General features: G+C 46.8%; 25 protein-coding genes. 13 read left to right on the top strand and 12 right to left on the bottom strand.

Annotated features, from left to right (window positions below; translation table 11 throughout):
- Nucleotides 1-110 precede the first annotated feature (110 nt).
- A complete protein-coding gene (locus tag QFZ77_RS02445; RefSeq protein WP_307435661.1) occupies nt 111-1,754 on the top strand; it encodes an S-layer homology domain-containing protein in 1,644 nt (547 codons plus the stop codon).
- Between the two features lie 421 nt (nt 1,755-2,175).
- On the opposite strand, the gene QFZ77_RS02440 is transcribed toward QFZ77_RS02445, so the two are convergent.
- The 5 genes from QFZ77_RS02440 to QFZ77_RS02420 form a co-directional block, all read right to left on the bottom strand.
- The gene (locus QFZ77_RS02440) at nt 2,176-2,625 is read right to left on the bottom strand and encodes a spore germination protein GerPE (RefSeq protein WP_307435658.1); all 450 of its coding nucleotides are present in this window, start codon (nt 2,623-2,625) and stop codon (nt 2,176-2,178) included.
- A 3-nt stretch (nt 2,626-2,628) separates the two neighbouring features.
- Entirely contained in the window at nt 2,629-2,811 is a 183-nt protein-coding gene (locus QFZ77_RS02435; protein WP_373462555.1) for a spore gernimation protein GerPD, read from the bottom strand.
- A 3-nt stretch (nt 2,812-2,814) separates the two neighbouring features.
- Nucleotides 2,815-3,543: a spore germination protein GerPC gene (gene gerPC / locus QFZ77_RS02430; protein ID WP_307435656.1), complete on the bottom strand. Its 729-nt coding sequence runs from the start codon at nt 3,541-3,543 to the stop codon at nt 2,815-2,817.
- Between the two features lie 68 nt (nt 3,544-3,611).
- Nucleotides 3,612-3,821, bottom strand: coding sequence for a spore germination protein GerPB (locus QFZ77_RS02425; RefSeq protein WP_307435652.1), 210 nt, complete (start codon nt 3,819-3,821; stop codon nt 3,612-3,614).
- Nucleotides 3,822-3,861: 40 nt separating this feature from the next.
- Entirely contained in the window at nt 3,862-4,086 is a 225-nt protein-coding gene (locus QFZ77_RS02420) for a spore germination protein (RefSeq protein WP_307435649.1), read from the bottom strand.
- A gap of 130 nt (nt 4,087-4,216) precedes the next feature.
- On the opposite strand from QFZ77_RS02420, the gene QFZ77_RS02415 reads away from it, so the two are divergent.
- Complete coding sequence (locus QFZ77_RS02415; RefSeq protein ID WP_307435645.1) at nt 4,217-4,669, top strand: Hsp20/alpha crystallin family protein; 453 nt, start codon at nt 4,217-4,219, stop codon at nt 4,667-4,669.
- Between the two features lie 95 nt (nt 4,670-4,764).
- On the opposite strand, the gene QFZ77_RS02410 is transcribed toward QFZ77_RS02415, so the two are convergent.
- The 3 genes from QFZ77_RS02410 to QFZ77_RS02400 form a co-directional block, all read right to left on the bottom strand.
- Nucleotides 4,765-5,283, bottom strand: a complete 519-nt coding sequence (locus QFZ77_RS02410; protein ID WP_307435642.1) for a C40 family peptidase — start codon at nt 5,281-5,283, stop codon at nt 4,765-4,767.
- A 225-nt stretch (nt 5,284-5,508) separates the two neighbouring features.
- Nucleotides 5,509-6,876, bottom strand: a complete 1,368-nt coding sequence (locus QFZ77_RS02405) for a sensor histidine kinase (RefSeq protein ID WP_307435639.1) — start codon at nt 6,874-6,876, stop codon at nt 5,509-5,511.
- Nucleotides 6,873-7,637: a response regulator transcription factor gene (locus tag QFZ77_RS02400; RefSeq protein WP_307435636.1), complete on the bottom strand. Its 765-nt coding sequence runs from the start codon at nt 7,635-7,637 to the stop codon at nt 6,873-6,875. The genes QFZ77_RS02405 and QFZ77_RS02400 overlap by 4 nt, the downstream gene beginning before the upstream one ends.
- Nucleotides 7,638-7,840: 203 nt before the next feature.
- Here QFZ77_RS02400 and QFZ77_RS02395 point away from each other — a divergent pair, with 203 nt between their 5' ends.
- On the top strand, nt 7,841-8,164 hold the full coding sequence (locus tag QFZ77_RS02395) for a hypothetical protein (RefSeq protein WP_307435633.1): 324 nt from the start codon (nt 7,841-7,843) through the stop codon (nt 8,162-8,164).
- Between the two features lie 97 nt (nt 8,165-8,261).
- Here QFZ77_RS02395 and QFZ77_RS02390 read toward each other — a convergent pair whose 3' ends face one another.
- On the bottom strand, nt 8,262-9,227 hold the full coding sequence (locus tag QFZ77_RS02390) for an aldolase catalytic domain-containing protein (RefSeq protein ID WP_307435631.1): 966 nt from the start codon (nt 9,225-9,227) through the stop codon (nt 8,262-8,264).
- A 168-nt stretch (nt 9,228-9,395) separates the two neighbouring features.
- On the opposite strand from QFZ77_RS02390, the gene QFZ77_RS02385 reads away from it, so the two are divergent.
- The 4 genes from QFZ77_RS02385 (at nt 9,396) to QFZ77_RS02370 (ending at nt 13,947) form a co-directional block, all read left to right on the top strand.
- Nucleotides 9,396-10,268, top strand: coding sequence for an inositol monophosphatase family protein (locus QFZ77_RS02385; protein WP_307435628.1), 873 nt, complete (start codon nt 9,396-9,398; stop codon nt 10,266-10,268).
- Nucleotides 10,268-10,750 (top strand): hypothetical protein, encoded by a 483-nt coding sequence (locus tag QFZ77_RS02380; RefSeq protein ID WP_307435625.1) that lies wholly within the window; start codon nt 10,268-10,270, stop codon nt 10,748-10,750. Before QFZ77_RS02385 ends, QFZ77_RS02380 begins: the two co-directional genes overlap by 1 nt.
- 875 nt (nt 10,751-11,625) lie before the next feature.
- Nucleotides 11,626-12,414 carry a hypothetical protein gene (locus QFZ77_RS02375; RefSeq protein WP_307435622.1) on the top strand — a complete coding sequence of 263 codons (789 nt, stop codon included), beginning with the start codon at nt 11,626-11,628 and terminating at the stop codon, nt 12,412-12,414.
- Between the two features lie 177 nt (nt 12,415-12,591).
- On the top strand, nt 12,592-13,947 hold the full coding sequence (locus QFZ77_RS02370) for a dicarboxylate/amino acid:cation symporter (RefSeq protein ID WP_307435619.1): 1,356 nt from the start codon (nt 12,592-12,594) through the stop codon (nt 13,945-13,947).
- Nucleotides 13,948-14,000: 53 nt separating this feature from the next.
- Here QFZ77_RS02370 and QFZ77_RS02365 read toward each other — a convergent pair whose 3' ends face one another.
- Complete coding sequence (locus QFZ77_RS02365; RefSeq protein WP_307435616.1) at nt 14,001-15,260, bottom strand: BaiN/RdsA family NAD(P)/FAD-dependent oxidoreductase; 1,260 nt, start codon at nt 15,258-15,260, stop codon at nt 14,001-14,003.
- A 54-nt stretch (nt 15,261-15,314) separates the two neighbouring features.
- The gene (locus QFZ77_RS02360) at nt 15,315-16,391 is read right to left on the bottom strand and encodes a permease (RefSeq protein ID WP_307435614.1); all 1,077 of its coding nucleotides are present in this window, start codon (nt 16,389-16,391) and stop codon (nt 15,315-15,317) included.
- Between the two features lie 186 nt (nt 16,392-16,577).
- Between QFZ77_RS02360 and mnmH the strand changes: the two genes are divergently transcribed.
- Nucleotides 16,578-17,627: a tRNA 2-selenouridine(34) synthase MnmH gene (gene mnmH, locus QFZ77_RS02355; protein WP_307435612.1), complete on the top strand. Its 1,050-nt coding sequence runs from the start codon at nt 16,578-16,580 to the stop codon at nt 17,625-17,627.
- Between the two features lie 330 nt (nt 17,628-17,957).
- On the opposite strand, the gene QFZ77_RS02350 is transcribed toward mnmH, so the two are convergent.
- Nucleotides 17,958-18,854: an FAD:protein FMN transferase gene (locus QFZ77_RS02350; RefSeq protein ID WP_307435609.1), complete on the bottom strand. Its 897-nt coding sequence runs from the start codon at nt 18,852-18,854 to the stop codon at nt 17,958-17,960.
- Between the two features lie 259 nt (nt 18,855-19,113).
- Here QFZ77_RS02350 and QFZ77_RS02345 point away from each other — a divergent pair, with 259 nt between their 5' ends.
- The 5 genes from QFZ77_RS02345 to QFZ77_RS02325 all read left to right on the top strand — a co-directional run bounded on the left by QFZ77_RS02345 (nt 19,114) and on the right by QFZ77_RS02325 (nt 26,223).
- The gene (locus tag QFZ77_RS02345) at nt 19,114-21,150 is read left to right on the top strand and encodes a glycosyltransferase family 39 protein (RefSeq protein ID WP_307435607.1); all 2,037 of its coding nucleotides are present in this window, start codon (nt 19,114-19,116) and stop codon (nt 21,148-21,150) included.
- Between the two features lie 29 nt (nt 21,151-21,179).
- Nucleotides 21,180-22,076, top strand: a complete 897-nt coding sequence (locus tag QFZ77_RS02340) for a glycosyltransferase family 2 protein (protein ID WP_307435604.1) — start codon at nt 21,180-21,182, stop codon at nt 22,074-22,076.
- A 165-nt stretch (nt 22,077-22,241) separates the two neighbouring features.
- Nucleotides 22,242-22,925 carry a response regulator transcription factor gene (locus QFZ77_RS02335; protein ID WP_047678898.1) on the top strand — a complete coding sequence of 228 codons (684 nt, stop codon included), beginning with the start codon at nt 22,242-22,244 and terminating at the stop codon, nt 22,923-22,925.
- Nucleotides 22,922-24,424, top strand: a complete 1,503-nt coding sequence (locus QFZ77_RS02330; protein ID WP_307435600.1) for a sensor histidine kinase — start codon at nt 22,922-22,924, stop codon at nt 24,422-24,424. The genes QFZ77_RS02335 and QFZ77_RS02330 overlap by 4 nt, the downstream gene beginning before the upstream one ends.
- Nucleotides 24,425-25,122: 698 nt before the next feature.
- Nucleotides 25,123-26,223 carry a hypothetical protein gene (locus QFZ77_RS02325; RefSeq protein ID WP_307435596.1) on the top strand — a complete coding sequence of 367 codons (1,101 nt, stop codon included), beginning with the start codon at nt 25,123-25,125 and terminating at the stop codon, nt 26,221-26,223.
- The last annotated feature ends 52 nt before the right edge of the window (nt 26,224-26,275 follow it).

Here is a 26,275-nt window from a genome sequence, read left to right as displayed (position 1 = left end):
ATGCTCTAAAGTAACGGTTTTTTGGTATGCCCAATATTTACCGTGGCACATTCAATTTCTTTCTAGCAGAATAGAGGAAGTAGCTAGATGCTAGAAATGGGGGGGTGCCGATGAATAAAACCAAAAATCGATGGAGCAAATTCGTGATTATAGTAGCCGCGGCGGGGCTTTTGACAATAGCAACAAGTTCAGAACCTAGTGTTAAGGCTGAAGCTAGCTCGTCTCAAGGGAAATTTACGATGTCTTATCTCTTCTTTGGCAATTCAAATTCCTATACCTCGCAAGTGGATAAAAGCGGTCAAACACTCGATGTCGTCTCGCCTAGCTACTTTCATATCAATGTAGATGGTAGTTTGCAACTATCTGATTCTCTACAGGACTCGTTCATTACTGACATGCACCAGCGAGGGAAGAGGGTTGTCCCTTTTTTTAGTAATGATTTCGATAGGACACTTGGTGAGAAAGCCATTGATAATCGAGAAGCGCTTGTAAATCAAATTGTTGAGGCAATCGAAGACCATAAGTTGGACGGCATCAATATGGATATCGAGAATGTAGATGCCGCTTTCCGGGATAAATATACGGATATGGTCAAAATGCTGCGCGATAAACTCCCGAGCGGGATGGAAGTATCAGTCGCTGTAGCAGCCAATCCTACAGGGGCGACGAATAGCTGGATTGCTTTGTATGATTACAAGGCGTTAGCCGCGGTGAGTGATTACTTGATGATCATGGCTTATGATGAAAGCTATCCTGGAGATCCGACCCCGGGACCTGTGGCAAGTTTACCCTTTGTGGAGAAATCCATTCGATACGCAGTAGCGCAAGCACCAGCCGATAAAATAGTTCTTGGTGTTCCGTTCTACGGGCGGTACTGGAATCAAAATGCTGCCGCTAATGGCTCAGGTGTATCCGCTCAGACGCTAATGAAGCTAATTGATACTTATAAAGGGACTGTGCGGTATGATGCTGCTAGCCAATCACCTGTGGCTACTTTCACGATAAGTCCAACCGATGCAGCGTCTAGCGTATATGGCAATAAGCTAGGCCCCGGCGACTACACAGTGTGGTTCGAGAACGAACAGTCGCTCAAAGAAAAGCTGAAATTGGTAGGCAAGTATAACTTGAAGGGGACTGGAAGCTGGAGCTTGAATCAGGAGACGACTGATACATGGGACTATTACAGCCTATGGTCCGATGGGTTTTACTTCGCCGACATGCAGAAGCATTGGGCGCTAGCTGACGTGCTTACCGCTGCGAACCGAGGCTGGATGCTCGGCATAGCCTCTGACCGGTTCGCGCCGGACGCGGCGCTCACGAGAGCGGAAGCCGCGACGATTATCGTGCGCGTGCTGGGCTTGAAAGGCGAGGCGTCATCAGTGCTCAGCGCCTCGTTCAGTGATGTCCCTGCCACCCACTGGGCGTGGCAGGATATCCGGCTCGCGAAGCAGAGCGGGCTGATCCAAGGGATCAGCAGCGATCGCTTCGCGCCGGATCAGATCATGACGCGGGAGCAGATGAGTGTGCTGCTGTCCCGCGCTTTGCAGTTGACTTCGCAGGCTGGCGGGGGAGCCGCTGCGAAGGGCTTCACCGACGTGCCGGCAGGTAGCTGGTCGGCAGGGGCCATTGCTGCGATGAGCAGCAATGGCCTTGTCGACGGCTTCGCGGACGGCACGTTCCGCCCGCGCGCGTCACTGACGCGCGGGGAGATGGCGGCGCTGCTCAGCCGCGCCCAGCCGCTGCTCACGAAGTGAGCTGGCTCTAGCAGAGAACCGCACCCTACTCCGGCTTGCCGAGTGGGGTGCGGTTCTTTGTTTTGCTTATCCGTAGCTGAACCGTCAGGACCAGAAAAGAAGCAGATAGCAGTGGTTACCAATGTTGTAATTTCTACAACAATCCGACACCTAAAGGCTATTTTGCAACTTGAAGTTGCAGTTCGTACAACATTTTGAACCCATTTGTGGCAAAATCGCCTGAATAGGGCCCAATTGTTGTACATAATGCAACATTGATGGGAAAGAGGAGGGATCTAGGCAGCAATTGTTGCACTTTCTACAACATCATTCAACCGAGCAACCTAGAATTTGGATTTCATTCATCCGGCAACGATGGATTCCGATCTAAGACACCTCAATGTAGAACAAGTTTGGTTGAATGAATCGACAGTCTCCTAAGTTATCGTTTGGGAGTTGCTTCGAAGAAACCGATGCCTTCTTCTTTGCCCAGTTTGACGAAGGTTGTCTTTTCTTTGGGGCCGGGTTTATCTGTGACAAATTGGCGGATATTTTTGACATGGGTTTCAGCACTGGTGATACGATTACAGCCGATCTGCAGCAGAGCGGATGAGGAAACGCCTAGAATACGGATGTTCTGTACACGAATAAATGAGCCTAAGTTATCCACACACATTGTGAAGGGTTCTGGTGGCTGGGGGATGGGAAAGGGTCTTTGATAAAAGGGATAAGCCTTGAAGCTTCCCTCATTCCCATAATAGAAGGGAACTTCGCGCTGGACAGCGAAGACTCTTGTTTTTAGGGCTGTGTTGATGTTATCGCCAACATGCATGACACTGCCCGAGCCTAAGTCGTTCATATAGACATTGCCGACGATGGATAGGCGAACCATGGGTCATTCCTCCGCTGGAAGTGGTACGAATGGAGAAATGATGATCGATTCGGGGGGCGTGTCGAACATGGAGGACAATGAAATGACTTCTGTATCGCCAATGAGAAATATTGAAGAACTGGCTACCCCGATGATTCGCACATCACCTACGAAAAGTTGCTTGTTTTCTACATGTAAGTTCAGCATATTTTAGCCTTCCTTCCTTGGTAAACTGGATATGTAACTCTCAATTGCACTGATTATGTCTTGTTTTGTTTTCTCAAAGATGCTGGTTGTAACGGCCTCCATCGGTTCTTTGAAACCAACGCCGCGGTACTGATTGACATAATGCTGAATACGTGTGTCTAACTGTTTACGGATATCATCGATAATGAGGGCTTTGTAATCCTCGTCCAGTGGATACTGATATTTGTTCTCCAAATTTTGCATATCGGCATGAACACCATACTGCAAATATTGTTCTATCCCGCTGGAGATCTCCTGCTGAATGCCAAAACCAGAGGTACTTCCTTTCCCCTGATCTTGCCCTTGATCCCCCGTCCCTTGTCCTTGTGGTCTCTGCCCTATTCCTTGCCATGAACTTATCCCTTGCCCCTGCCCTTGCCCCTGAAAAAATGCATTCGCATCAGCTCCAGCATATTTGCCCATCGGGGCACCATTTACAGAGAGGTCATCGATATTGTCAAGCGAGCTGGGACTGATACCGATTGTTAATGTTCCGTCTAGCTTTTCGACTTTGAGTTGATCGAAATTATATTCAATTTTATCGATGTGGACGCGCTTCTGATCTTTCAAGGCGTTGAGGTCCGTTTGCAGTTTGGTTACGGTTTGTTCGAGCTTATCGATTCGCTGTTTCTGCATTTCAATATAGGCGGAGACCTGCTGGGCCCATTGCTGCCAAGTAATACAATTATGCATCTAGGAAAGGCACCTCCTTCCGGCTTCAATCCGTTGTAACCTCGTGACTTCTAGGAACAATGTCTATATCAAGTTGGCGCTGGTAAAGGAACCAAAGAGACTGGGTTAATTGCGCTTGATCCAAGCTCTGGAGCGGATTCAACGAATCCGCCTGTATTGTAAAGATTGGACAATGATCGGATAGATCCGGCGGTGCCAATTTGCAGAACGGAGGAGTTAGCCACTGAGTCCACTTTTAAATGCTGAATCATAATGGTCTGATGGATGGTCAAGTTCATTTTGGATGAACACCTCGCTCAGGTTAATAAATGAATGGAATTAAATGATTACTCCACTGGCATTGTTCTCGATAAGGTCGGAATCGTTGGTTACGGTGGTGCTATAGGCATTATAGATGCGAGGGAAATCCCCGGTATTAAATGAGCCTGCCCCGGCAAAAGTTTTGGAGGAGCTGTTAGGTGCGATGATAAAGGAATCGCCGAAGTGGACGACGGAGCCCGACCCCACGCTAATGATTTTGACATTCCCTACGATAGACGGCATAGTCGATCCCCCTTGCGCTTATCACAACTATAGTATATGAGGGTATTCGCCTAGAGGTGCCCTGTTTTTCATTTGGGTGTCACATCAGGGAGTAGGCACATATACTGCTAGTGAAAATGAGGTGATAGGCTTGAGCGGGTTTAATCGTCATCCTTGGCTAAAGTGGGAGCATGTTGAGAAGTTCCTTGGGCAAAAGCTGCCTTTCGGTGAAAAAGGGCAGACCTTTCTAGATAATATGACGTGGGCCGAGGGATATGTACAGGACATGCTGAAAAAAGCGATGCCGGGTTTGGATGCCAATCTTTCTGGATATGCGGGCTCAGAAATCTTTGAGACACATGAGCACGTAATTATTAAGGTGAAGATTGCCAAAGATGAAGATCCAAGAGCGTTGCAGGTGTTTGTAAAATCCAATCAAATCAAGCTGACTGGCTTTCTAAGCGGTAAGAACCGAATCATCAAGCTTCCGACCCTTGTGCAACCAAGGACGGCTAGAGTGAGCTACAAACAACGTCTGCTGCAGATCAAGGTGCGCAAGCGAGGTTTAAGGGAGAACTATGTTGAGGCGTACATCCGTTATTAGCGAGTCAGGAGGGCGGAATACACTTTGACTTGCAGACTCCAAGGTGAAAAACAAAAACCCTCAAGCCATTATGGCTGAGGGTTATCCTTGTTGGACTATAGGACCCGGCGAGCAGTCATGTAACGAGACGACCAAGTTCCGCTGTGAATGTTAGTAATACGGACTCCGCCTGCACCGTATGTTTGAAGCAGGTTGCCGTTACCCATATAAATGGCTACATGGTTAATGACACCGGGTTTGCCCGGAATAGAGAAGAACACGAGATCGCCTGCGCGAAGGTTGCTTCTGGATACATAGCTTCCGACATGGGATTGCTGTTTAGAGGTTCGCGGCAGGTTTACACCAACCCGTTTGAACACGTATTGTGTGAAGGAAGAGCAGTCAAATGTTCGCGTTTGACCCGCTTTTGCACCGAATTGATAAGGTCTTCCCAAATAGTTTTTACCGATCGAAATCACTTGACTGGCACGAGAAGTTGCTGTGATTGACGCATCAATAGCCTCTGCTGCTCCTGCTTGATGAGGCACACTCACCATACCTGCTGAAAGTCCTATGGAAACGGTCAATGCCGCTACGACTAGTTTCTTGTACCACGTTTGTTGTTGGTTTTTCATCTGGTTTGCCTCCTTAGAGTTTTGTAAGCCTATGCTGAGCTTTCATTAGAAAGCTTGATTTGCATGACTCTTCTACTGAGCTAACTTGTGGGGTGTTCGTCCACTTAAGCCCAAGTATACCAGATGAAATTCCACCTAACATTTACCTTGCAACCCTGTGACCATTGGTATGAAAGGTGTTAAGGCGGATTCTGAGAATATGATGAGAATCCCATTATAATGTTTTTATTGACACGTTTTTGGCAGCGTAATCAATGCGCTAGTTCCTTGACCTAAGCAGCTTTTGAGCTGAATGGTCCCTTCATGCTTCTGAACGATATGCTCCGCAATAGCTAGTCCCAGACCCACTCCGCCTTGCTTGCGATTCCTTGCTTTATCCGTCCGATAGAAGCGGTCAAAAAGGTGCGGTAAGTCACTTTCTGCGATGCCAATGCCTTGATCAATGACTTCGATGGTAACCTGCTTGTTCTCTGTGACGCCGATTTTCAACACGACCATTTGCTGGCTGTATTTGAGCGCGTTATCTAGCAAAATAATGAGAAGCTGCCTGATCTTATAAGGATCTCCGTTCATATGAAGCTCTTTTAGGTCTTGCTCAATCTGCACCTCAATCTCTCTGCCAGAGGTGACTCTAAGCGAGGCTGCGGTTTGCCTGGCAATTGGAAGGAGGTCGAAGGTGCTCTTTTGTTCACAGTCTTCTCGCTCCGTATCTGTAAGGGAAAGCAGATTTTGTGTGAGAATCTTCAGCTGGGCTGATTCGGAGATGATGGCTTCGAGTGCTTCTTCACGCAGCTTATCATCCCGGAAAGCCCATCTTCGCAGTAAGCTAGCGTAGCTCTCAATGATCGTGAGCGGCGTACGCAGCTCGTGTGAGGCATCCGCAAGGAATTGCTCCTGCTTTTGAAACATTTCCTGCAGCCTATCAATCATTCTATTAAATGTTGCGCCAAGCATCGTTAACTCATCATTCGTGAGCTTTTCGGGCATGGGGATGTGCCTAAATGAGCCGCTTTTCTCAATGTTTTGCATAATGGTAACTAATTGCTGAAGCGGACGAAAGAGCACATTCGTGTAGAAATAACCCCCAAGGAGAGCTAGTATCAGCGCACCTGTGGAAGTTAATAAAAGAATAGAGATGAGCATGCGGGAGTATTCGCCCAACCTCCTCAGGTTGCGTCCAATTTCTAAAATAGCAACCTGATGCCCTTCTTTGAACACAGGCGTTTTCACGAATATAAAAATTCCTTCGGGCGCTGTTTCTAAGATGACCGTTTCTTTGTCTACATAATTGGCAGAAAAGCGGAGCAGCTTGGGGTCGGAATATATTTGGTAAACAACCTTCGAATCAGGAGCAATATACCGCACCATTTCTTGCGGAATGAGGAGCTCTTCCATCTGCGAATTATTCTGCCAAAACTCAGGATGGCTAGGTAAATCCTTCAGAATCAAGGTGCGGGCTTTCTCTTTCAGCAGCTCCACTTCGCCCTTGGTCGTAACCCGAATGAACATATAGTAGACAAAAGTAAAGCTGAAAAAAAGGATCAACATCAGCCCTGCAGAAACCCACAATGTGATTTTCAGCTTAAGGCTCATGAGGGCGTCTGCCCGTCTTTGGGGACAGATTCACCAGATGAATCATCCGTCTCTTTGCTTGAAGAAGGCTCAACCTTCAACAAATAGCCGATACCGCGTATCGTCTGAATGAGCTTGGAGGAAAAGGGCTTGTCCACTTTTTGCCGCAAATATCGGATATACACGTCAACTACGTTCGTATCTCCTACGAAATCATATCCCCAAACCTCAGAAATGATCTGCTCCCGCGACTTCACTTCGTCCTGGTGCTGAATAAGAAAGCGCAATAAATCAAACTCCGTAGGGGTTAATTCGATCGGTGTACCTTCTCGGGTAACGGCTCTACTCTTTAAATCCATGCTCAGATCATCCACTTTCAGCAAATGAGGCTGCTCTGCTGACTGGTCCTGCAAGCTTCTTTGGCGAAGTAGACTGCGAATGCGGGCGAGCAGCTCGATCGTGGCAAAAGGTTTCGTTACATAGTCGTTAGCGCCTTGGTCAAGTCCGCTGACTCGGTCTGGGACAGCATCGCGTGCCGTCAGCAGGATAATGGGAAGGGCAGCGTTTACCTGCCGTATGCGGCGAAGCACCTCAAGACCGCTCAACTCTGGCAGCATGACGTCAAGCAAGATAAGCTCCCAGTCCTCCGACTCGTTTAAGGCTGCATTCAGTCCAGAGCGCCCATCTGCTCTTGTATGTACCTCATAGCCTTCATGCTCCAGCTCCAGCTGAAGCACCCTGGCGATGCGTTCTTCGTCCTCAATTAGCAATATGCGGCTCATGGCGGATAGATTTCACTCCTAACGGCTCTCTGATGGTCAGCGGTGTCGATTCGTTCTTTATTTTCTCTCTTCAGAACATTTACATACATATGTGAAAAGCCCAGTCTTTGGGGGAATATCTCGTTAGCGTTCATTAGCCTAGTCCGCGTTCATCCTTTGTGACATAAAATAACTCATAGAAGACTAATGAAGGAGTAGGACAGATGAGTATATCTCCGAAAAAGAAGGTGCGCATCAAATCCAACCAGAAAGTAGCGATTTTACTGCAAGACCACGATGCTACCGCAAGAGTCTATGTGGAGATTCAAGGGGAGCTCAAATCGCGGGAGGTTATGGTTGAGGCGCTAAAACGTTTAGAAGACGGATTGATCTACGCAGACGAGAATTGTACCGAGTTAATTGAGAGTGAGTATATTGAAGTGTTCCGCAAAAAAAACCCGTATCGCCGAGACGAAGAGGATTTCATCTTCCTTATTGACCGTGCGTATGCAGAAGACTACGTCGTATCAGCCAAAATCATCAAATAATCTTAAGGTTAGGGCATATGAGAAACCCCTTATCGATAGTCAGAAGGCCGAAGCCTTTCGAGAACTGTCAATAAGGGGTCTTTTTCAATTGAGATTATTAGTTTTTATGAACAATTGGAGCTGTCTCTACGGAAGTCAAACGGTCGTAGAAATCTACAAAGTTATTTCTTTCATCTGAGCTAAGTTGAGCCATAGCCGTACGCGGATGCTCATCAAGCGCTCCAACGATCATGTAAGGAATGAGGTAGCCCCAATCCCATTTTTGACGCATAGTAATCATGTGTTTCTCGATAATTTCAAGTACGGGACGAATGTCGTAACGTGCTCCTTTTAAATAGCTAAGAAGTAGTTCCGTCGTACAGTTCCCTGCTGCGCGGCCCATTCCATAAACGGAGGAATCAAGGAAAGTCACGCCTTTGGAAGCACCGGCAATTGTGTTTGCGAAAGCAAGCTGCAGGTTGTTGTGCATATGTAAGCCAAGTTCTTTCTCAGGAAGCAGACGTTGGAACTTCGTTACGAGGTAGTCAATGTCTTTATGATCCATGCTGCCATAGGAGTCTACGATATAGACAACGTCAACAGGGCTTTTATTGATTTCTTCAAAAGCTTCGACCAGTTCATTTTCCATTACGTGGGAAAGCGCCATAATGTTAAGTGACGTTTCGTAGCCCATGTTATTGAATTTTTCAACAAGCTCAAGGCCTTTATCAACGTCTTTGATGTAACAAGCAACGCGGATCAGGTCAAGTAAGCTGTCTTCACGAGGTAAAATGTCATTCTCATCGACACGGCCGATATCTACAAGAGCAGATAGTTTCGTATCAGTCTTTTTAGTAATAACGTCACGAAGGAAGGATTCATTCAAGAATCTCCAAGGACCGGATGCTCCGCCTTTAAGCAGCTTTTCCGAGTTTTTATAACCAATTTCCATATATTCTACACCGGCTGCACTTAGGCCGCGATACATGTCTTGGACAAATTCCACGCTAAAATCCCAATCGTTCACCAAACCGCCGTCCCGAATCGTACAATCCAAAATCTTATGTTGATGATGCTTAACCATACTCGTATTGCCCCTTTCGACTGCTTATATCGCTTCTGATTTTGCTATATTATCACTTATGTAGAGGCTGCTTGTCAATGCAGCAGTCTGCGTTTGCGACAACTTTCGCAGGGAGGATATGGTAAAATATGTGAAGGAGTACTAGATTACTTGAGGGAGCCTAAGTGAATGAATCGTAACGAGTGGTCATTAGCAAGTGAGGTTGCTGTTAAAGCGGCAACGAAAGCAGGAGAACTAGCAAGAGAGCGTTTCGGAGGTAAGCTGACCATTCAGCATAAGGATGATCGAGGCGATTTGGTCACCGAAGTGGATGTGCAGGCGGATCGTTTGATTGTGGAGGACATCCTGGCGGTATTTCCGAGTCATCGTATATATAGTGAAGAAGCAGGTGAAGGAGGGGCTGCCAGCGATTGGGTATGGCATGTCGATCCACTGGATGGAACGAATAATTTTGCCTTGGGCATACCGCTTTATGGGGTTTGCATCTCTTTGAGCTATCAGGGACAAATTGTCCTAGGGGTAATCCGTGATTCGGCTTTGGGTCTAAATTATGTTGCTGTTAAGGACGAAGGTGCTTGGCAGGAGGATATTAAGCTTGAGGCGAAGCCGAAAGGTCCGTTGGTCAAGTCCACGATTTCATGGATTCAAGGCCATGGGGTTGGCAAGAACGATCATAGAGCCTTAGGGCTAAGGCATCATCTAGAGCATTCGGTTAAAAGAGTGCTGCGCATGTGGGCACCGTCATTGACCTGGGCGATGCTCGCGAGGGGCGACCTGCACGGTGTCGTGCTGTACAACTCCGAAGGTGAGGATTTGTATGCGGGCTTGCTGCTTGCACAGGAGGCCGGCGTGAAGGTGACGGATTTCGAGGGTAATCCGGTAGCTATGCTTGGGGGCTCGGGTACGAGTGCAAATGCAGGTGTAAGTACAAGCTCAGTAGGGGGGAAAGAGATGGCACAGGCGGTGTATTTGGTGGCTGCAGTGCCAGAATATCATTCGGAGCTGCTGGCATTCGTGCAAGAAGCCATCAGAGTAGAATAATGTGGGAACAATATGCAGATGATAATGGCATACTTTGCATGTTGAGGAAGAAAGGATGCTATGCGATGAAGAGCTTTGTTCCTATATTTTTTGAATTTGATAAGGAGCGGGATGCGCTTCTTGCGCTTGATACGCTGGACGAGCTCGGCTACAAGCCGGAATTACTGGGTGGAGAGATGTCCACGGTGCACATCCATCTTGATGCACAGGAGATAACGTCTGCGCTAGAAATTGCGCAGTCGCACGGCGGGCGCTTAGTAGATCGTCCGCAGGCTGAGTCAGAGCCAGCGATATACAGCATGGCATACGATCTGGAGGGTTCCATCCGCATTCCGGCCCATACCGTGAATGAGGATTGGTCCGAGAGCTACGCTGAGGCGAACGCATCGTCCGTAACCGACGCAGTGCCGAGCGAGGAAGAGGCGGCTTTTGACCCGTCCACTGACGATTACAACCATTTCAGCGCTGGTATCCGGTTGTGAAATGGAGCGGGGGAAGCGGCGCGGAAGCTGCGCTAGAGTGAGCGAATTCCGCGCGAGTGGGCGGGCTTGTGTAGCGAGGCGGGAGAGTGAGAGGGACGAGCTGGCGTGAGGCGCGCGAAAGCATAGCCATAGCGATGAAAAACATCGCTACCTCGCGCCCGCGGCCGAGCGCTCTGCCATAAGGATGAAAATCATCCTTATAGGCGGACCAGCTTCACCTACCTTCACAATCCCGCGTGTCCACTCATCCGTGGACGTTCCCAAGCACTAACCCGAACTGGGTTAGTGCTTTTTTTGGAGAAAATAGAAATGCGGAATAGGAAGGCAAGCTAAGGATGTTGTATGCTGTATAACAATTTAGCCTTCTTATAGGATATAGAGCCACTTATGGCTGGAATTGCTTTTCCAAAATTTGATTTTAGAGTCATTCAGCTTTCGTGAGGGCAAATGGGCTATAGTGGCTACCAATGTTATATTTTATACAGTTGCACTTTCTACAACATCATTCATTCATCCAGCAACCTCAACCCAGCATAGTTGACGATTGATCCTTATTTAAGACACCTCAATCTAGAACAAGATTGGAAGAATGAATCGACAGTCTACGAACTACAACATTACACGGATAAGCAATCGAATGTTACACATCTTCGTCTAGGGAATTAACTTGCTTTGCATCAACCTTGCAAACACTCTCGCCCAAGGACTGAGTAAGCCGATTATTTTAGCTTATTTACTTCTTTCACTTCTTTTACTTCGTTCACTTCTTTCTAGGCATACGCCTTTTTATTGTAGATACCTCAGAATGCGTAACCTTTACCCTCATTACTGCGTCTGGTGAGATAAGGAAGTAAATTTGTGGAGGAGTGAGTCGGATGAGACGCATGATGGAGATGGTTTTGGTGGCAGCAATAATGAGTGTGATGACTGGATGTGTGGGTGAGCAAACAAAAGGTGGCACAGGCACAAGCACAAGCAGCAGCAGCCAACAACCGACATCAATGGTACCACCAACAGCATCTCCAGCTCCAACACCATCGATGCCAATCTCCCCAACACCAGCACTCACGCCAGCTCCAACTATACAGGCGCCTCTCCCCACTGCTACGCCTAGTATCAAACCAAGTCCAACTTCGTTCGCCAAAGAAGCCGACGCGAAAAAAGCAATCGAAAGCCGAGCCAAAGAAACGATACAAGCGCTGAAGGAGCAGGATCTGAAAAAGCTCGCAGAGCTAATCCATCCGAAGAAAGGTGTACAATTCTCACCGTACTCCTATATTCATGTGTCGAGTGACATCCAGGTTCTAGGCAGCGGGCTTGCAGCCCTTTGGGCAAATACCAGCACTACACACTGGGGCGACTACGATGGTTCAGGTGACCCCATTGATCTCACTTTTCCCGACTATTGGGATAAATTCGTATATAACGAAGATTTTGCAGCCGCACCACAAATCAGCTATAACATTATTCTTGGCAAAGGGAATATGATTAATAATGTGTTTAGTGTATATCCGACGACTTCAGCGATTACGGTGGAGTATCATTATCCCGGTCTAGATCCGCAGTTTCAGGGGATGGATTGGACCAGTCTGCGGCTTGTTTACGAAAACTCAGGCACTCAGTGGTATCTAGTTGCAATTGTGCATGACCAGCATACGATGTGAATTTCATTTTACAATATAAATTAAACGTCTAAAAGCCGTATTAAATCTCAGTTTTTCCGGGGTATAGTTCGGTTTTTTCGTCTTTTTTGAAAATTAACCATTGACATGTTCCATCTAATGTCATATTCTTATCCCATAAAACCGAGTAACATCATGGGAATTAAGGAGATGATTCTAATGAATAACAATTTAGTGACCGCATTTCAATCCAACTGGGTCAGCTTAGTCGTATCAATTATCATTATCGGGGTCCTCGTCTTATTGGCGAAAAAAAGAGTTAGTTTTGGTAACCGTGTTTTCATTGGTTTAGGACTTGGTTTAGTAGCAGGGGTAGCTTTTAATCAACTGGGGCTCCAATTTAAAAGTGTGAGTACGATCGGAACGATCTATGTAAATTTGATCAAAATGCTCGTTATGCCATTAGTACTTATTCTAGTCATAAACAGTATTTCATCGTTATCCAGTCTAGGTCAGCTGCGTAAACTGGGTTTGAAAACGATTGGTTGGTTCTTGCTAACAACAGGAATCGCGGCGTTGATCGGTTTGGTTGTCGCCTTGGTGATTGATCCGGGTAACGGAATTGCACAGGCTGTACCGAAAGATTTTAAAGCAAGAGAAATCCCTACGTTTTCACAGGTTATTCTGGACTTGGTACCTTCCAATCCAATTAACGATATGGCGACTGGGAAAGTTGTACCGGTTCTGATCTTCGCGATTTTTGTTGCTGTAGCGATTGTACATGTCGGCTCGAAAAAGCCGGAAAGTGTAGCAGCAGTTAAATCATTTATTACATCAGCAACAGCTGTGATCCACCAAGTAGTTAAATATGTTATCCGTCTGACACCTTATGGGGTGTACGCGTTAATCGCAGCGATGGCTGCCAAATATGGTTTGGATACACTTGCTCCTCTGGCTAAAATTATCTTAACTTCTTATGTAGCTTTGATTATTCACTTCGTGTTGATCTTCGGTGGTTTGGTTCTTTTCGTGGCAAAAGTAAACCCAATCAAATTCTTCAAAAAGGCTTATCCTACAATTGCTGTCGCATTCACAACACGAAGCAGCTATGCAACGCTGCCTGTGAATTTGGAAGTAATCACGAAGCGCCTTCGTGTATCACCGCGTATTGCAAGCTTCGTGGCACCGCTAGGGGCAACGATGAATTTCAACGGCTGCGGCGGGGTTTGGCCGGCGGTTGTGGCCATTTTCGTAGCGAAGGTTTACAATCTTCCGCTTGGCGTTCCTGAATACCTTATTCTTATCTTGGTTAGTGTTGTTTCTTCCATTGGTGTGGCCGGCGTTCCAGGTCCAGCTGCGATTTCGACAACAGTTGTACTTACAGCATTAGGCTTGCCTTTGGAAGGTATGGGTCTTGTGCTTGGGGTTGAGGCACTGATCGACATGGGCCGAACAGCGGTTAATGCTACAGGAACAACAGTTACGGCATTGCTTGTGGCTGAGTCTGAGGGAGAATTTGATCGTGCAGCATTTGATCGAGACGAAGAAGACGACCTCGAATTGGCTACCGCTTAATCGATGAACAAAAGGAAGAAGGACCTGCATCATTGGATGCGGGTCCTTCTTTTTTATGCCTGCTGAGCAGCATTTTTGCCAGCCATATAGCCAGTAGAAAATGCCGCGGTAATATTATAACCGCCCGTATAGCCGTGAATATCGAGGATTTCACCGCAGAAATAAAGCCCATTCACCAGCTTCGACTGCATCGTGCTAGGATCGATTTCCTTAAGCTGAACGCCGCCGCCTGTAACGAAGGCTTCCTCTATAGAGAGTGTTCCTTTGACGATAACAGGGAAGGCTTTCATCAGTTTGCAGAGCTCGAGCCATTTTTGCTTTGGGATGTTGTCGTAGGTAAGTTGGTCATCTAAGCCAGACTTCTCTAGCATTATGGGGATTAATCGATCGGACAAAAGAGTCTTAAGCACGTTTTTGATCGCTTTCTTGGCGTCAGCTTTGACAAGAGCCATGCTTTGATTGTAAACTTCGTCTGTGCTTTGATCCGGGAAGAGGTCAACGGTTAAGAGTACTTCCTTGCGCTCTGACTTGTTGAGCTCTTTTACTACGAATTGACTGCAGCGCAGCGCAATCGGCCCTGACAAGCCAAAATGAGTAAACAGCATATCGCCGCGATGGGAAATAATTGACTTCCCTTTGGCGTTCCACACGCTGAGTGTCACGTCCCGCAAGGAAAGTCCTTGCAGCTCACGGCTGCGGATAAAAGCTTCCTTCGAGGTTAACGGAACCTCGGTCGGAAAGAGCTGCGTGATGGTGTGCCCACCAGCTTCGGCCCAAGCATAACCGTCTCCTGTCGAGCCGGTATGCGGCACAGAGCATCCGCCGGAAGCAATGATGACAGCTCTGCTGTTCATCGTTTCGCCGGAGTGCAGACGAACGCCTTGGACGCTGCCGTCCTTATACAAGACCTGCTTGACCGGACTATTCGTCCGGATCTCGACACCCTGTCTGCGAACTTGGCCGATCAACGCGTCTACGACGGTTTTGGCCTTGTCGCTGATGGGAAACATGCGGCCGTTGTCCTCTTCCTTCAGGCGGATGCCGAGATTTTCAAAGAAATCAATGATGTCCTTATTACTAAAATGGGTTAAAGCACTGTATAAGAAGCGCCCGTTACCCGGAATATGCTTGATTAATTCATCCATGTCTTTGTTGTTCGTTACGTTGCATCTGCCGCCGCCTGATATCCCGAGCTTTCGCCCCAGTTTGTCCCCTTTATCCACCAAAAGCACCTTCGCGCCATCCATACTCGCGGCAATGCTGGCCATGAGCCCAGCGGAACCGCCGCCAATTACAATTACATCATATGTCATTCAATAAAGCCCCTAGATCGCATATTTTGACACCATCATAGCATGCAAGGCGTCTTAAAGAAAAATAACACCGACTATGCCGCTTAATATACCAAGCGCTACTACTGAAACGATAACAAACAGAATGACTTTCTTAGGAAATGATTTCGAAATCATTAGCAGAGAAGGCAAACTGACGGAAGGCAGTGTAAGCAATAATGCAGCTGCGGGACCTGTCCCAAGGCCAAAGGTCATTAAAGATTGGATAATCGGTATCTCTGCCGCGGTAGGGATTACGAATAGCATACCTGCAATAGCAAAACCGATAATAAGAAGAATACTATTTCCGGCAGTTTCCCCGACTGCAGGAAATAACCAAGCTCTGCTTGCTCCTAATAAAAGTACAGCGATGATGTAGGCTGGAACAATATGAAGAATCATCGACCAAATACTTTTCAACCATCTTTGTAGGAATGAGCCAGCTTGTTCTTCTGTTATTTCCTCTGGTTTAACAGTTAGATTCTCTGGAAGTTTCGTCTTTCCAGCAAATAGGTTGGCGTAATAGCTTACACCAAAGGTTAATATTAAACCAAATACGAGTCGGATTAAGGTGAACTTCCAAGACAAAACAAAGGTCATAAACACCAAGGTTGCCGGGTTAATGGTTGGGTTTCCAAGCCAAAAAGCTAGGCTTGCGCCTACGGATACATTCTTTTTACGTAATCCTACTGCAAGAGGCGCTGCACAGCATGTGCACATCATACCTGGTATGGAGGAAAATCCTCCGATTAGAGTACTTCTGAAAGAAGTTTTACCAAGCACCCTCAGAAGCCAAGTAGACGGTAGAAGTACCTGTAACAATGAACCAAGGATAATGCCTAATACCGCTGCCTTCCAAACTGATTTGTAGTAAGTCAGCGCATAATCCCATGCAGCTTGCCAAGAAGGGGAGGGGGCTGTAGGATTTTTACCGGAAATTATGGACGATCCTATAGAATGTTTAGTTGCAGCATCGAATGCTTTATGATAGTAAGGCCACCATTTCACGTACGTTAAGCCAACAATAGCGATTATTAAAAAAACGATAACATATAGTACAACCCTTTTGTTGATTGGTTCTACGTGAGGTGGTGAATTACTGGTATGTGTCATTTTATTCTCCAGACATTAGATTTTGACAAGTTAAATAGGTTATCATTATAACATATCTAGAAAATGAGAATGACACATATTTTTTTGCGTAAACTGAACCTTGCTGGGGTCGAAGCCAGTCTTATCGGCGAAACGACGGAAGAACATCCTAGAAGTATGGTCGTAATTTAAAGGAGCGAAACCCCATTGTTTCAAGATATCACCATAGAAGAGTTGTTATCCCTTAGGGACAAGAAAGAGATTGTGATGATAGACGTTCGTTCACCCTCGGAGTATCAGGACTCTACAATTCCAGGAAGCCTTAATATCCCATTATTTGATGATGTCGAACGTGCAGAAATTGGTACTAACTATAAGCAAGTTAGTGTTCAGGTCGCCAAGGATAGAGGGCTTGAAATCGTGTCGGCAAAATTGCCGGCTTTTGTGAAGACTTTTGAGCAGATAAAAGAGCAAAAGGCAGTTTTCTGTTGGCGCGGCGGAATGCGTAGTAAAACGACTGCGACAGTTCTATCATTAATGGGCATCCGGACTTACCGCTTAACAGGAGGCTTTCGTGCCTATCGTAAATGGGTAGTCGATACACTTGAGAAGATGGATTTCAAACCTCGGGTATGTGTAATTTCTGGTAATACCGGAGCTGGAAAAACAGCTATTCTAAGGCGCCTCCAGAAAGATGGATACCCGGTATTGGACTTAGAAGCAATGGCTGGGCATCGGGGATCCATTTTCGGACATGTCGGGCTCCAAGCAAACAATCAGAAAACATTCGAAGCCCTTCTTGTCACTAACCTTCTGAAATTGGAGGATTCACCCTATATTCTGATAGAGGGAGAAAGCAAACGAATTGGAAAAGCAGTCATTCCAGAATTCATTGTTAGCAAAAAGGATTCCGGTACACAACTATTTATTGAAATGCCCATTGATGAACGTGCTCGTCATATTATTGAGGATTACCGACCTTGGGAAAACAAGCAAGAATTGCTTCAAGCTTATAGTCATATAAAGGATCGGATCCACACCCCGATCGCCAAAAGTATCGAAATAGCTCTTAAGGAAGAACAATTTGAGCATGCTGTTAGCCTCCTGTTAGAGCACTACTATGATCCACGCTATGAACATGCTATGAATAAATATGAACAAGAAATAATTAATATTAAAGCAAATACGATCGAAGATGCCGTTATGGCTGTAAAGGAATATCTAAAATCGGTAGAAGCAGAGTGTTTAAAGGTTTAATGAAACGTATTCTTCAATTGATGCGTTGATTTCGGATATTGCGAACGGACATGCTCGAACATCGATTATGACGCTCTATGTTGTCATAATCAATGTTCGAGCTCTTTGTTGTTCGTTACGCTGCATCTGCTGCAGCGGATATTCTGAGCTTATATGGGTTTTAACAAGAAATTAAAATAAAGATGCACACAGGTTGTGGATAACATGTTGATAAAACAGACTATTTTGTGAATAAATTGTAAGGGTTCTGTGGATAAAGTGCATTTAAATGTGGACAAAGGGCGGAATCGAAAAAAATAATGGCAGGGACGTGTGTTTACTCGTAATACCTCAAGACGCCACGTCCTGATAGTGATGATGGTCAATGTGCATGTCCAGCCATCTTCTATTAAGAGATGCTTCTCTTCCAAAGTAGTGCAGCTCCTGGTTCGTAGAGAGCACAACAGCTTCGCAAACGGTGGTGTGCTTGGCAAGCACTGCAAGCCCTTCTTCGATGCCGAGAGTACAGAGTATTCTTGCCCACACTTGGCACTCAACCATATCTTGGCCAGCAACGGTGCACTGGACGACATCGCTGCCGGGGGTGGACGACGTTTTATCCTCAAATGGACTGTAAGTGGAAAGGGAGCCCTCCGGTATGGCGATGGCGCCCAGTTTGGCGTTCGCGTTCCAAGGGTTTTGAATGCCGATGACCCAAGGGGCAAGTTTCTGAGAGCTGCGGCCCCATACCGTGATATCCCCTCCAGCTAAGATTAGGCCTTGATCAAGCGACATGTTCTTTTGCATATATTCAGCTAACCGTTTAATAGACCAGCTTTTTTCGATCCCTCTTAAATCAATGTTTGTATGAGTGGGAAGCTTAATTGATTTCATAGCCGGATCTACTTCCCACTCTAATGTGGCAGCTTTCTCAAGGCCCATAGGCGCACCTTTTTGCAGGAGAGGAATATAGTTCCCATTCGTTATTTCTTGATAAGCCTCAGCTAGAAAAAGCACCTCTAACATCGTAGAAGAGACCATACAATTTTCACCGGCTAAGGTATTCAGTAGGCTGATTTCACTGTCGGCGAGATTAGGGCTGAAACGCTTTTCCACACTTCGAAACCAATCCATGGCCAGCTTCTTAATGAGAGTACTATCTTTCTCTTCACAGTGGAGCAGCATCTCGATATTAGACTCCCTGGTTTGGAAATGAAACTGATGCAAGTACTGTGTGATACGCTCCATAAGGTTTCCTCTTTTCTTTCGTGTCCTGTAGTTATGAACCTATTATAGAAGCGTTAACTGAGATTCAATTGATAATTGGCTGAAAGATTACTGAAAAATCAAGCTAGACGCTAGCCTATAACGCTGCGATCTGGCTTATTCAGCAATGTCTCAGAATGCTTTCAAGAAACGCTCAGTGCGCATTCAGCTGGATACACCAAAAAGCAGAAAAATCGATTATATCCTCGTAGCGATAGCATTATTAGCGGGTTTTCTGAACATGTTTAACATTTGGCAGGACCAGACAGTGAATGGGTATTACACCGCGGCTGTAACGAGTATGCTGCAAAGCTTTCATAACTTTTTCTTTGCTTCCTTCGATCCGGCCGGATATGTGACGGTGGATAAGCCGCCGGTTACGTTTTGGATTCAGACGATAAGCGCTTATGTATTCGGGGTGCATGGTTGGAGTGTAATTTTGCCTCAAGCGTTGGCGGGTGTTGGTTCGGTGCTTTTGATGTACTTCCTTATTAAACCTACATTTGGCAAAATGTCAGCCCGATTGGCCGCTCTTGCCTTTGCTTGTACCCCGATCGCCGCGGCGGTTAGCCGTACGAATAATGTGGACAGTATGCTGGTTTTCACGCTCGTACTAGCGACATGGATGCTGTTTCGCGGTATTCGCGGCAGCAAGTGGGGGTGGATTGTAGCGGCTTTTGGCATGATTGGTGTGGCTTTTAATATGAAAATGCTTCAAGCCTACATGGTCATTCCGGCTTTCTATTTGTTCTACTTATTTGCTAGTAAAGTGAACTGGAAAAGCAAGCTGAAGGTACTTACAGGCGCTTCGGCTGCACTTATCGCCCTATCGTTATCATGGGCAGTCATCGTAGATTCGATCCCGGCGGACAAACGTCCCTATATGGGAAGCAGTCAGACGAACTCTGTGCTGGAGCTTGCCTTTGGTTATAACGGTGTATCCCGTTTGACGGGTAATCAAGGGCCAGGTGGGGGCGGAGGTGGCGCTAGACCGGACGGTGGTCAAATGCCGCAAGGAGATGGCAGCACCCAAGATGGAATGAATGCAGCAAGTGGCGATAATTTAACCCAAGACGGCAGCAGAACGGATGGTTCCGGCGCGATGCAGGACGGTCAGGGCGTTTCCGGAGGATTCCCGGATGGCGGTGGAACTGGCGGAGCTCCAGGTGGTAGAGGCGCTGGCGGTGGTGCATTCAATACCGGAACGGCAGGACCTCTGCGATTGTTCCAATCGGCACTTTCCGGTCAAATCAGCTGGCTCATTCCTTTCGCAGCTTTCGGCGTTCTCGCGCTGTTAATAGGTATTCGCAGAAAAAAACCGATGACTGCCAAACAGTTTGAAACTCTTTTCTGGTTAGCATGGCTGCTCCCAGCAGCGGCGTTCTTCAGTGTTGCAGGCTTTTTCCATCAGTATTATTTGATTATGTTGGCAGCGCCGATCTCGGCTTTAGTGGGAGCTGGTTGGACCGAGGTTTGGAACCTTTACCGTGATAAAGCTTTTTGGAAAATGTGGCTGTTACCCGCAGCAATCGCGGTGACGACAGCTTTCGAACTGTATATTATCACGCCTTATAATGGTCAAATTGGCGTTGGATGGGCAATCGGTGTAGGCGTGGCCGGAGCGGCTGCAGCCCTGATCCTTGTGCTCGCTGCTAAGAAAGAAAAGCTCGCTCATACGGCAGCAATTCTCGGATTGTTGGCCCTGCTTCAAGCGCCTCTGTATTGGGCTGCGACACCGCTCCTTTATGGCGGAAACAGCATGCTTCCTGAAGCTGGACCGAGCTTGAAGCAAGGCTCAGGAATGGGCGGTTCCCGTATGGGGGGACCAGGCGAAGTGAATACGCAATTGTTAGATTACGTGACCAAAAACAACACAGGAGAGCAGTATTTGTTCGCTGTCTCTAGAGCGACAGAAGCTTCTTCTTATATTATACAAACCGGCAAAGCGGTGATGGCGATGGGCGGCTTTTCAGGCTCCGACCCCATTCTCACGGTAGATAAGCTGAAAGAAATGGTTCAGAACAAAGAAATTAAATACTTCCTGATCTCTTCTGGCGGTTTTGGTGGCGGCGGTGGTACCAGTTCGGAATTAACGGCATGGATCAAAGAGCACAGTACCGAAGTTCCGAAGAGTGAGTACCAGTCGGAGACTACACAAACGCCGCAAGGCCGAGATGGTCAAGATGGTCGAGACGGTCGAGACGGACAAGGCGGACCTATGGGCGGTGGCTTGAATGGCTCCGGAACGCTCTACGAAATCAATGTTGATTCCCTATAATTCAAAGCAAAAATGAAGGAGGAAACACTATGACTGAGTATGTACGATATTCTGTTGTCATTCCTGTGTTCAATGAGGAAGCTGTTATTCAAGAAACGTATCAGCGGTTGAAGCAAGTGATGAATCGAACCGACGCTTCATATGAGCTGTTGTTCGTCAACGACGGAAGTCGCGACCATACAGCCGAGATCATCCAAGGCATCAGTGAAACAGACGAACGCGTAAAACTCATTAATTTCTCCCGTAACTTCGGTCATCAAATCGCCATTACAGCGGGCATGGATTATGCAAGCGGAAATGCGGTCATCGTCATTGATGCCGATCTCCAAGATCCGCCAGAACTCATCCTAGAGATGATTGCGAAATGGAAAGAGGGCTATGACGTCGTCTACGCCAAGCGTACGCAGCGCAAGGGTGAGACCTTCTTCAAGAAGCAGACGGCGCATTTGTTCTACCGCATCTTACAGGCATCTACGGATATTGCCATCCCTGTGGATACAGGCGATTTCCGCCTCATGGATCGCAAAGTTTGCGATGAATTGAGCCGGTTAACGGAGAAAAACCGCTTCGTCCGCGGCCTTGTTTCTTGGGTCGGCTTCCGCCAAACAGCCATCGAATATGTGCGAGATGAGCGCGTCGCTGGGGAAACCAAGTATCCACTAAAGAAAATGCTCAAGCTGTCCATGGACGGTATCACTTCTTTTTCGATCAAACCATTGAAGTTGGCTAACTATCTTGGAGGTATGCTTTCTATTTCGGGGCTTGCTTACTTAGTGGTCATCATTTATCTCAAACTATTCACAGAAAGCGCTGTGGCTGGCTGGAATGGAATTGCCATTATGCAGCTCTTCTTCAGCGGCTTTATCCTGATCATTCTTGGTCTAGTCGGTGAATACATTGGATTGCTGCGGAGGCGAGTCGTGTAATGAAATAGGCAGGGATACAAAGTCGGGTCCGCTCAGGGTCCGGCTTATTCGTTTGGAAGTCGAACATTCAGCAACCTTTCAGCAACCGCTCAGATTGCTTTTAGGGAGGATATGGGATACTGACTGTAGAAAACGTGTACAATGAACTTCGGGGGGACTAAAACTATGCGCCAATTAAAAGGTATCAAAATTCTGCTTGTCGATGACGAGCCTCATATTCTAGAATTTCTGGAGTTAGGTTTGACGAATGAAGGGTTTGAAGTAATGACGGCACAGGACGGGATTAGTGCGATTACAGCATGCAATAAGTTTCAGCCGCATATCGCTATTCTGGATGTGATGATGCCGGGGATGGACGGATTCGAGGTTTGTCGAATGATTAAGAAGACGGAAAATGTCGCTGTTATCATGCTGACGGCTAAGGATGAAGTCGATGACCGGGTCAAAGGACTCACGCTTGGGGCCGATGATTATATGATTAAGCCGTTCAGCTTTGAGGAGCTGCTTGCCCGTATCTATGCGCGGATTCGTAATCATTTCCCGAACTTGTTCGGTGAAGTGATCATTGGACCGCTTCGCATGGATGACCGGCGCAAGGAAATTAGCCTGCATGATAACGTGCTGGAGCTATCTCCTACGGAATATGAGCTGCTTAAATTTATGTCGATTAACCACGGACTTGTATTAAGCAAATCGATGATTCTCGATAAAGTATGGGGTTATGACTTCGGTGGCGAAGAGAACATCGTTGAGGTGTACATTCGCTCCTTGCGCGATAAGCTTGGCGATAAAGAACATAAGCTGATCCGCACGATTCGCGGTGCCGGTTATCGGATGGATTTAACATGAAAAGGCGGGGCCGGTTTGCCGAGCATTTTGTTACCGGTTCGCTGAAATTCCAGTTACTCTCGCGGTCTTTGTTGGTGATGTCCGTGCTATTGCTGCTGATTGGTGTATTCCAATATATTTTCATGCAGCAATTTCTGTATAAGAACAAGGCGGAAACGATTCGCAACCAGCTTGCGACGTTACCTCCCAATACGTGGCAGCGAGCAGGGGACTTTCCAGATCGAGGCCAGAATCCTTTTATGCCAAGACGAGAAACTAGCGGTGGTAACCATTCGGACAATACGGGAGGAGAGTTTTCCCGGATTTTTGTTCCTGATTTATCCATTGCTTTGATCGATAGTGAAGGGACTTACAAGCAGTTGTCTTCAGAAAGTGGATCCTCCCCTTTGCAGCTTACGAAGGAGGATTACCAGGAATTATTGAAATCGAAAGAGAAGCTGAACTACCGAATCTTGAAGGATAAGGATGGCAATGAGCAGTTGATTGTCTTTCATCAAGTTCGAGAGAGATCCCAAGGCGTACAAGGACTTGTTCAAGCGAATACAAGTACAGGACCGATTAAAGATTTGCTGCTTCGTCAGTTGTTCACCTTTCTACTATTGTCCATGACAGCATTGGTTGTAGGGCTGCTTGGATTTCTGCCCGTGTTAAGGCGGACGTTGGTGCCACTTTCTAATATGGTGGATACAGTGAAACAGATCGATTCAGGTAATCTGGGCGAGCGGTTCCCTGCGCATCAGGGGCAAGTGGAGATTGACCGGTTATCGACTTCTTTCAATAGTATGTTAGAGAGACTGGAGTTTTCTTTTGAGGCGGAAAAAGAGGCAAAAGAACAAATGCGCCGCTTTGCTGCGGATGCCTCGCATGAGCTTCGTACACCGCTGACCTCCATTCATGGTTTTCTGGAAGTGCTGCTTCGTGGAGCGTATCAACAACCGGAACAACTGCTGAAAGCGCTGAAGAGCATGCACGGCGAATCTGTACGCATTAATAAGCTAGTTGAAGACCTGCTGCTGCTTGCTCGGCTAGATCGTACGCCATCTTTTCAGAAGTCGGAAGGTCTGCTCGATGAGATGCTGCATGAGATGGAGCCCCAGCTTCGTCTACTGGCAGGAGACAGAAAATTTACTTTTACGCTGGAGCCCCAGGTCCGTTGTCTGTATGATCCGGATAAAATCAAGCAGGTCATTCTCAACTTGTTTCACAACGCAGTTCAGCATACGCATCCTTTGACCGGTGAATTAGGGCTTTCATTAGCAAAGACTGACGCAGGTGTCGAAATTGCTGTTCATGATAATGGGCCAGGTATTGCACCTGAACATCTCCCTCATTTGTTTGATCGGTTCTACCGAATTGATTCTTCTAGGGCACGAAGGAGTGGCGGTGCAGGATTGGGATTATCCATTACCCGTTCCATTGTGGAGCTGCATGGCGGAACGATTGAGGTTCATAGCAGAGTAGGTGAAGGCAGTACATTTAAAGTGCTGCTGCTTCCATAGAATGTGAGGAGTCTTATCTCGACGTGATGTCGGGGTAGGGCTTTTTTTATTTTATAAGAATGTAAAATAAGAGCTCCAAGAAGCTTCTATTTCGCAAAAAGGTGGTTAATGGTGGGGAATAAGAGTCTCCATAGGCTCTTATTTGGTGCTGAACACGGTGTGTGTGGATTATTCTGCGCAAATAAGAGCCCCCAGAAGCTTCTATTTCGCTAAAAGGTGGCTAATGGTGGGGAATAAGAGTCTCCAGAGACTCTTATTTGGTGCTTAATACGGTGTATGTGGATTATTCCGCGCAAATAAGAGCCCCCAGAAGCTTCTATTTCTACAAAATGAGGCTAATGGTGGGGAATAAGAGTCTCCAGAGGCTCTTATTTGGTGCTGAACACGGCGTGTGTGGATTATTCCGCGAAAATAAGGGCCTCCAGAAGCTTCTATTTCGCAAAAAGGTGGCTAAAGGTGGGGAATAAGAGTCTCCAGAGACTCTTATTTGGTTTCGGGGTAAGTGATGGTAGCTGGTCGATGATAACAAGCCAAATTACATCTGCGAGCCACCTTATAGGCGTTTTCCTCTTCAGCCAATCCTCAGAAATCTCTCAACCAACCTTCAGTTTACACTCAGATGAGATTCAGGTTAGGCGTCTATACTTGGTTTTGTAAGGAAGAAACAAAAAAAATAAAGAAAAAGGTGGAAACAAATTATGAAAAACATCGGTAGAAAAATTCTTACAGGTTCATTGGTAGCTTCTTTTGTACTCGGAGTTGGTTTTGTTGGAGCCTTACATAATCAAGCATTTGCAGATACGGTGACAGGCACGTCAACGAGCGCATCAACTCAAAATGCAGGACCAGGAGGCAAAGGTCGTGGAGATTTCGGAGATCGCGGTGGCTTCAAGGGCGCAAACGTGGTAAAAGAAACAGCGACAATCCTGGGCGTTGAGGAAAGCGTCGTACAAGACGCGTTGAAAGCGGACAAAACATTGGCTGCATTTGCTGAGGAAAAAGGACTTGCGAAAGCAGACTTTTTGCAAAAGCTAGTCGCAGCAGAGACCGCTTCGATTACAGCTGATGTAACAGCAGGCAAAATAACGCAATTGCAAGCTGATAATGTTCTCAAAGGTCTAACTGATCAGTTGACGAAGCGTATTGAAGCGAATGGGTTCAAAGGCGGATTCCTTGGCGGAGAGGGCGGTCGCGGTGGCATGGGCAAAGGTCACGGAGGTAATCTGGTAGAGCAAACAGCAACGATTCTAAGCGTAGAGCAAAGTGTTGTGCAGGATGCTTTGAAAGCTGGTAAAACATTATCGGCTTTTGCAGTGGAAAAAGGTTTAACGGAAGCAGACTATGTAGTTAAGTTAGTTGCCGCAGAAACAACAGCTATCAACGCTGAGGTTACAGCTGGGAAGATTACGCAAGCGCAAGCAGACCAAATGTTGTCGGGCTTATCTGACCGATTGACGAAACAAGTGCAAAGCACGCGTCCTGAAGGTGGTCGGGAAGGTAGAGGCGGCGGTCATGGCGGCCCAGGTGGCGGTCAATTCGGAAACCCTGAGGTATTGACACAAATTCTGGGCATCACGCAAGATGAGCTGAGAACGGAACTGGAAGCGGGCAAATCGATCTTGGATATTGCTACAGCTAAAGGCATCAGTGAAGATGATCTCGTTAGCAAAATCAAAGACGGAATGACGGATTCCATTAAGAAGCATGTTGAGCAAAAAGGCACTGATCGTAAGCGCCCAGCAGGCACACCGTCTGCCAATACAACAGCACCAACACCAGCTCCGGCTGCAACGAACTGAAAATGAATTTGAGGAAGCTGCTCGCTATGCGGGCGGCTTTTTTGCCGTCCCA

The sequence above is a fragment of the Paenibacillus sp. V4I3 genome (genome assembly GCF_030817215.1).
Classification (GTDB): Bacteria; Bacillota; Bacilli; order Paenibacillales; family NBRC-103111; genus Paenibacillus_E.
The sequence above is the reverse complement of the archived record's forward strand: the minus strand, read 5'-3'. Positions and strand labels throughout refer to the sequence as shown.

Bases quoted from the DNA above. Each gene is read 5' to 3' on its own strand.
- QFZ77_RS02420 (WP_307435649.1), bottom strand. From the start codon at position 4,086: ATGCCGTCTATCGTAGGGAATGTCAAAATCATTAGCGTGGGGTCGGGC.
- QFZ77_RS02330 (WP_307435600.1), top strand. From the start codon at position 22,922: ATGAAAAGGCGGGGCCGGTTTGCCGAGCATTTTGTTACCGGTTCGCTG.
- QFZ77_RS02400 (WP_307435636.1), bottom strand. From the start codon at position 7,637: ATGAGCCGCATATTGCTAATTGAGGACGAAGAACGCATCGCCAGGGTG.
- QFZ77_RS02385 (WP_307435628.1), top strand. From the start codon at position 9,396: ATGAATCGTAACGAGTGGTCATTAGCAAGTGAGGTTGCTGTTAAAGCG.
- QFZ77_RS02345 (WP_307435607.1), top strand. From the start codon at position 19,114: ATGTTTAACATTTGGCAGGACCAGACAGTGAATGGGTATTACACCGCG.
- QFZ77_RS02370 (WP_307435619.1), top strand. From the start codon at position 12,592: ATGAATAACAATTTAGTGACCGCATTTCAATCCAACTGGGTCAGCTTA.
- QFZ77_RS02435 (WP_373462555.1), bottom strand. From the start codon at position 2,811: ATGCTGAACTTACATGTAGAAAACAAGCAACTTTTCGTAGGTGATGTG.
- QFZ77_RS02395 (WP_307435633.1), top strand. From the start codon at position 7,841: ATGAGTATATCTCCGAAAAAGAAGGTGCGCATCAAATCCAACCAGAAA.
- QFZ77_RS02410 (WP_307435642.1), bottom strand. From the start codon at position 5,283: ATGAAAAACCAACAACAAACGTGGTACAAGAAACTAGTCGTAGCGGCA.
- QFZ77_RS02390 (WP_307435631.1), bottom strand. From the start codon at position 9,227: ATGGTTAAGCATCATCAACATAAGATTTTGGATTGTACGATTCGGGAC.
- QFZ77_RS02365 (WP_307435616.1), bottom strand. From the start codon at position 15,260: ATGACATATGATGTAATTGTAATTGGCGGCGGTTCCGCTGGGCTCATG.
- gerPC (WP_307435656.1), bottom strand. From the start codon at position 3,543: ATGCATAATTGTATTACTTGGCAGCAATGGGCCCAGCAGGTCTCCGCC.
- QFZ77_RS02440 (WP_307435658.1), bottom strand. From the start codon at position 2,625: ATGGTTCGCCTATCCATCGTCGGCAATGTCTATATGAACGACTTAGGC.
- QFZ77_RS02350 (WP_307435609.1), bottom strand. From the start codon at position 18,854: ATGGAGCGTATCACACAGTACTTGCATCAGTTTCATTTCCAAACCAGG.
- QFZ77_RS02360 (WP_307435614.1), bottom strand. From the start codon at position 16,391: ATGACACATACCAGTAATTCACCACCTCACGTAGAACCAATCAACAAA.
- QFZ77_RS02405 (WP_307435639.1), bottom strand. From the start codon at position 6,876: ATGAGCCTTAAGCTGAAAATCACATTGTGGGTTTCTGCAGGGCTGATG.
- QFZ77_RS02445 (WP_307435661.1), top strand. From the start codon at position 111: ATGAATAAAACCAAAAATCGATGGAGCAAATTCGTGATTATAGTAGCC.
- QFZ77_RS02340 (WP_307435604.1), top strand. From the start codon at position 21,180: ATGACTGAGTATGTACGATATTCTGTTGTCATTCCTGTGTTCAATGAG.
- QFZ77_RS02375 (WP_307435622.1), top strand. From the start codon at position 11,626: ATGAGACGCATGATGGAGATGGTTTTGGTGGCAGCAATAATGAGTGTG.
- QFZ77_RS02325 (WP_307435596.1), top strand. From the start codon at position 25,123: ATGAAAAACATCGGTAGAAAAATTCTTACAGGTTCATTGGTAGCTTCT.
- QFZ77_RS02335 (WP_047678898.1), top strand. From the start codon at position 22,242: ATGCGCCAATTAAAAGGTATCAAAATTCTGCTTGTCGATGACGAGCCT.
- QFZ77_RS02380 (WP_307435625.1), top strand. From the start codon at position 10,268: ATGTGGGAACAATATGCAGATGATAATGGCATACTTTGCATGTTGAGG.
- QFZ77_RS02425 (WP_307435652.1), bottom strand. From the start codon at position 3,821: ATGAACTTGACCATCCATCAGACCATTATGATTCAGCATTTAAAAGTG.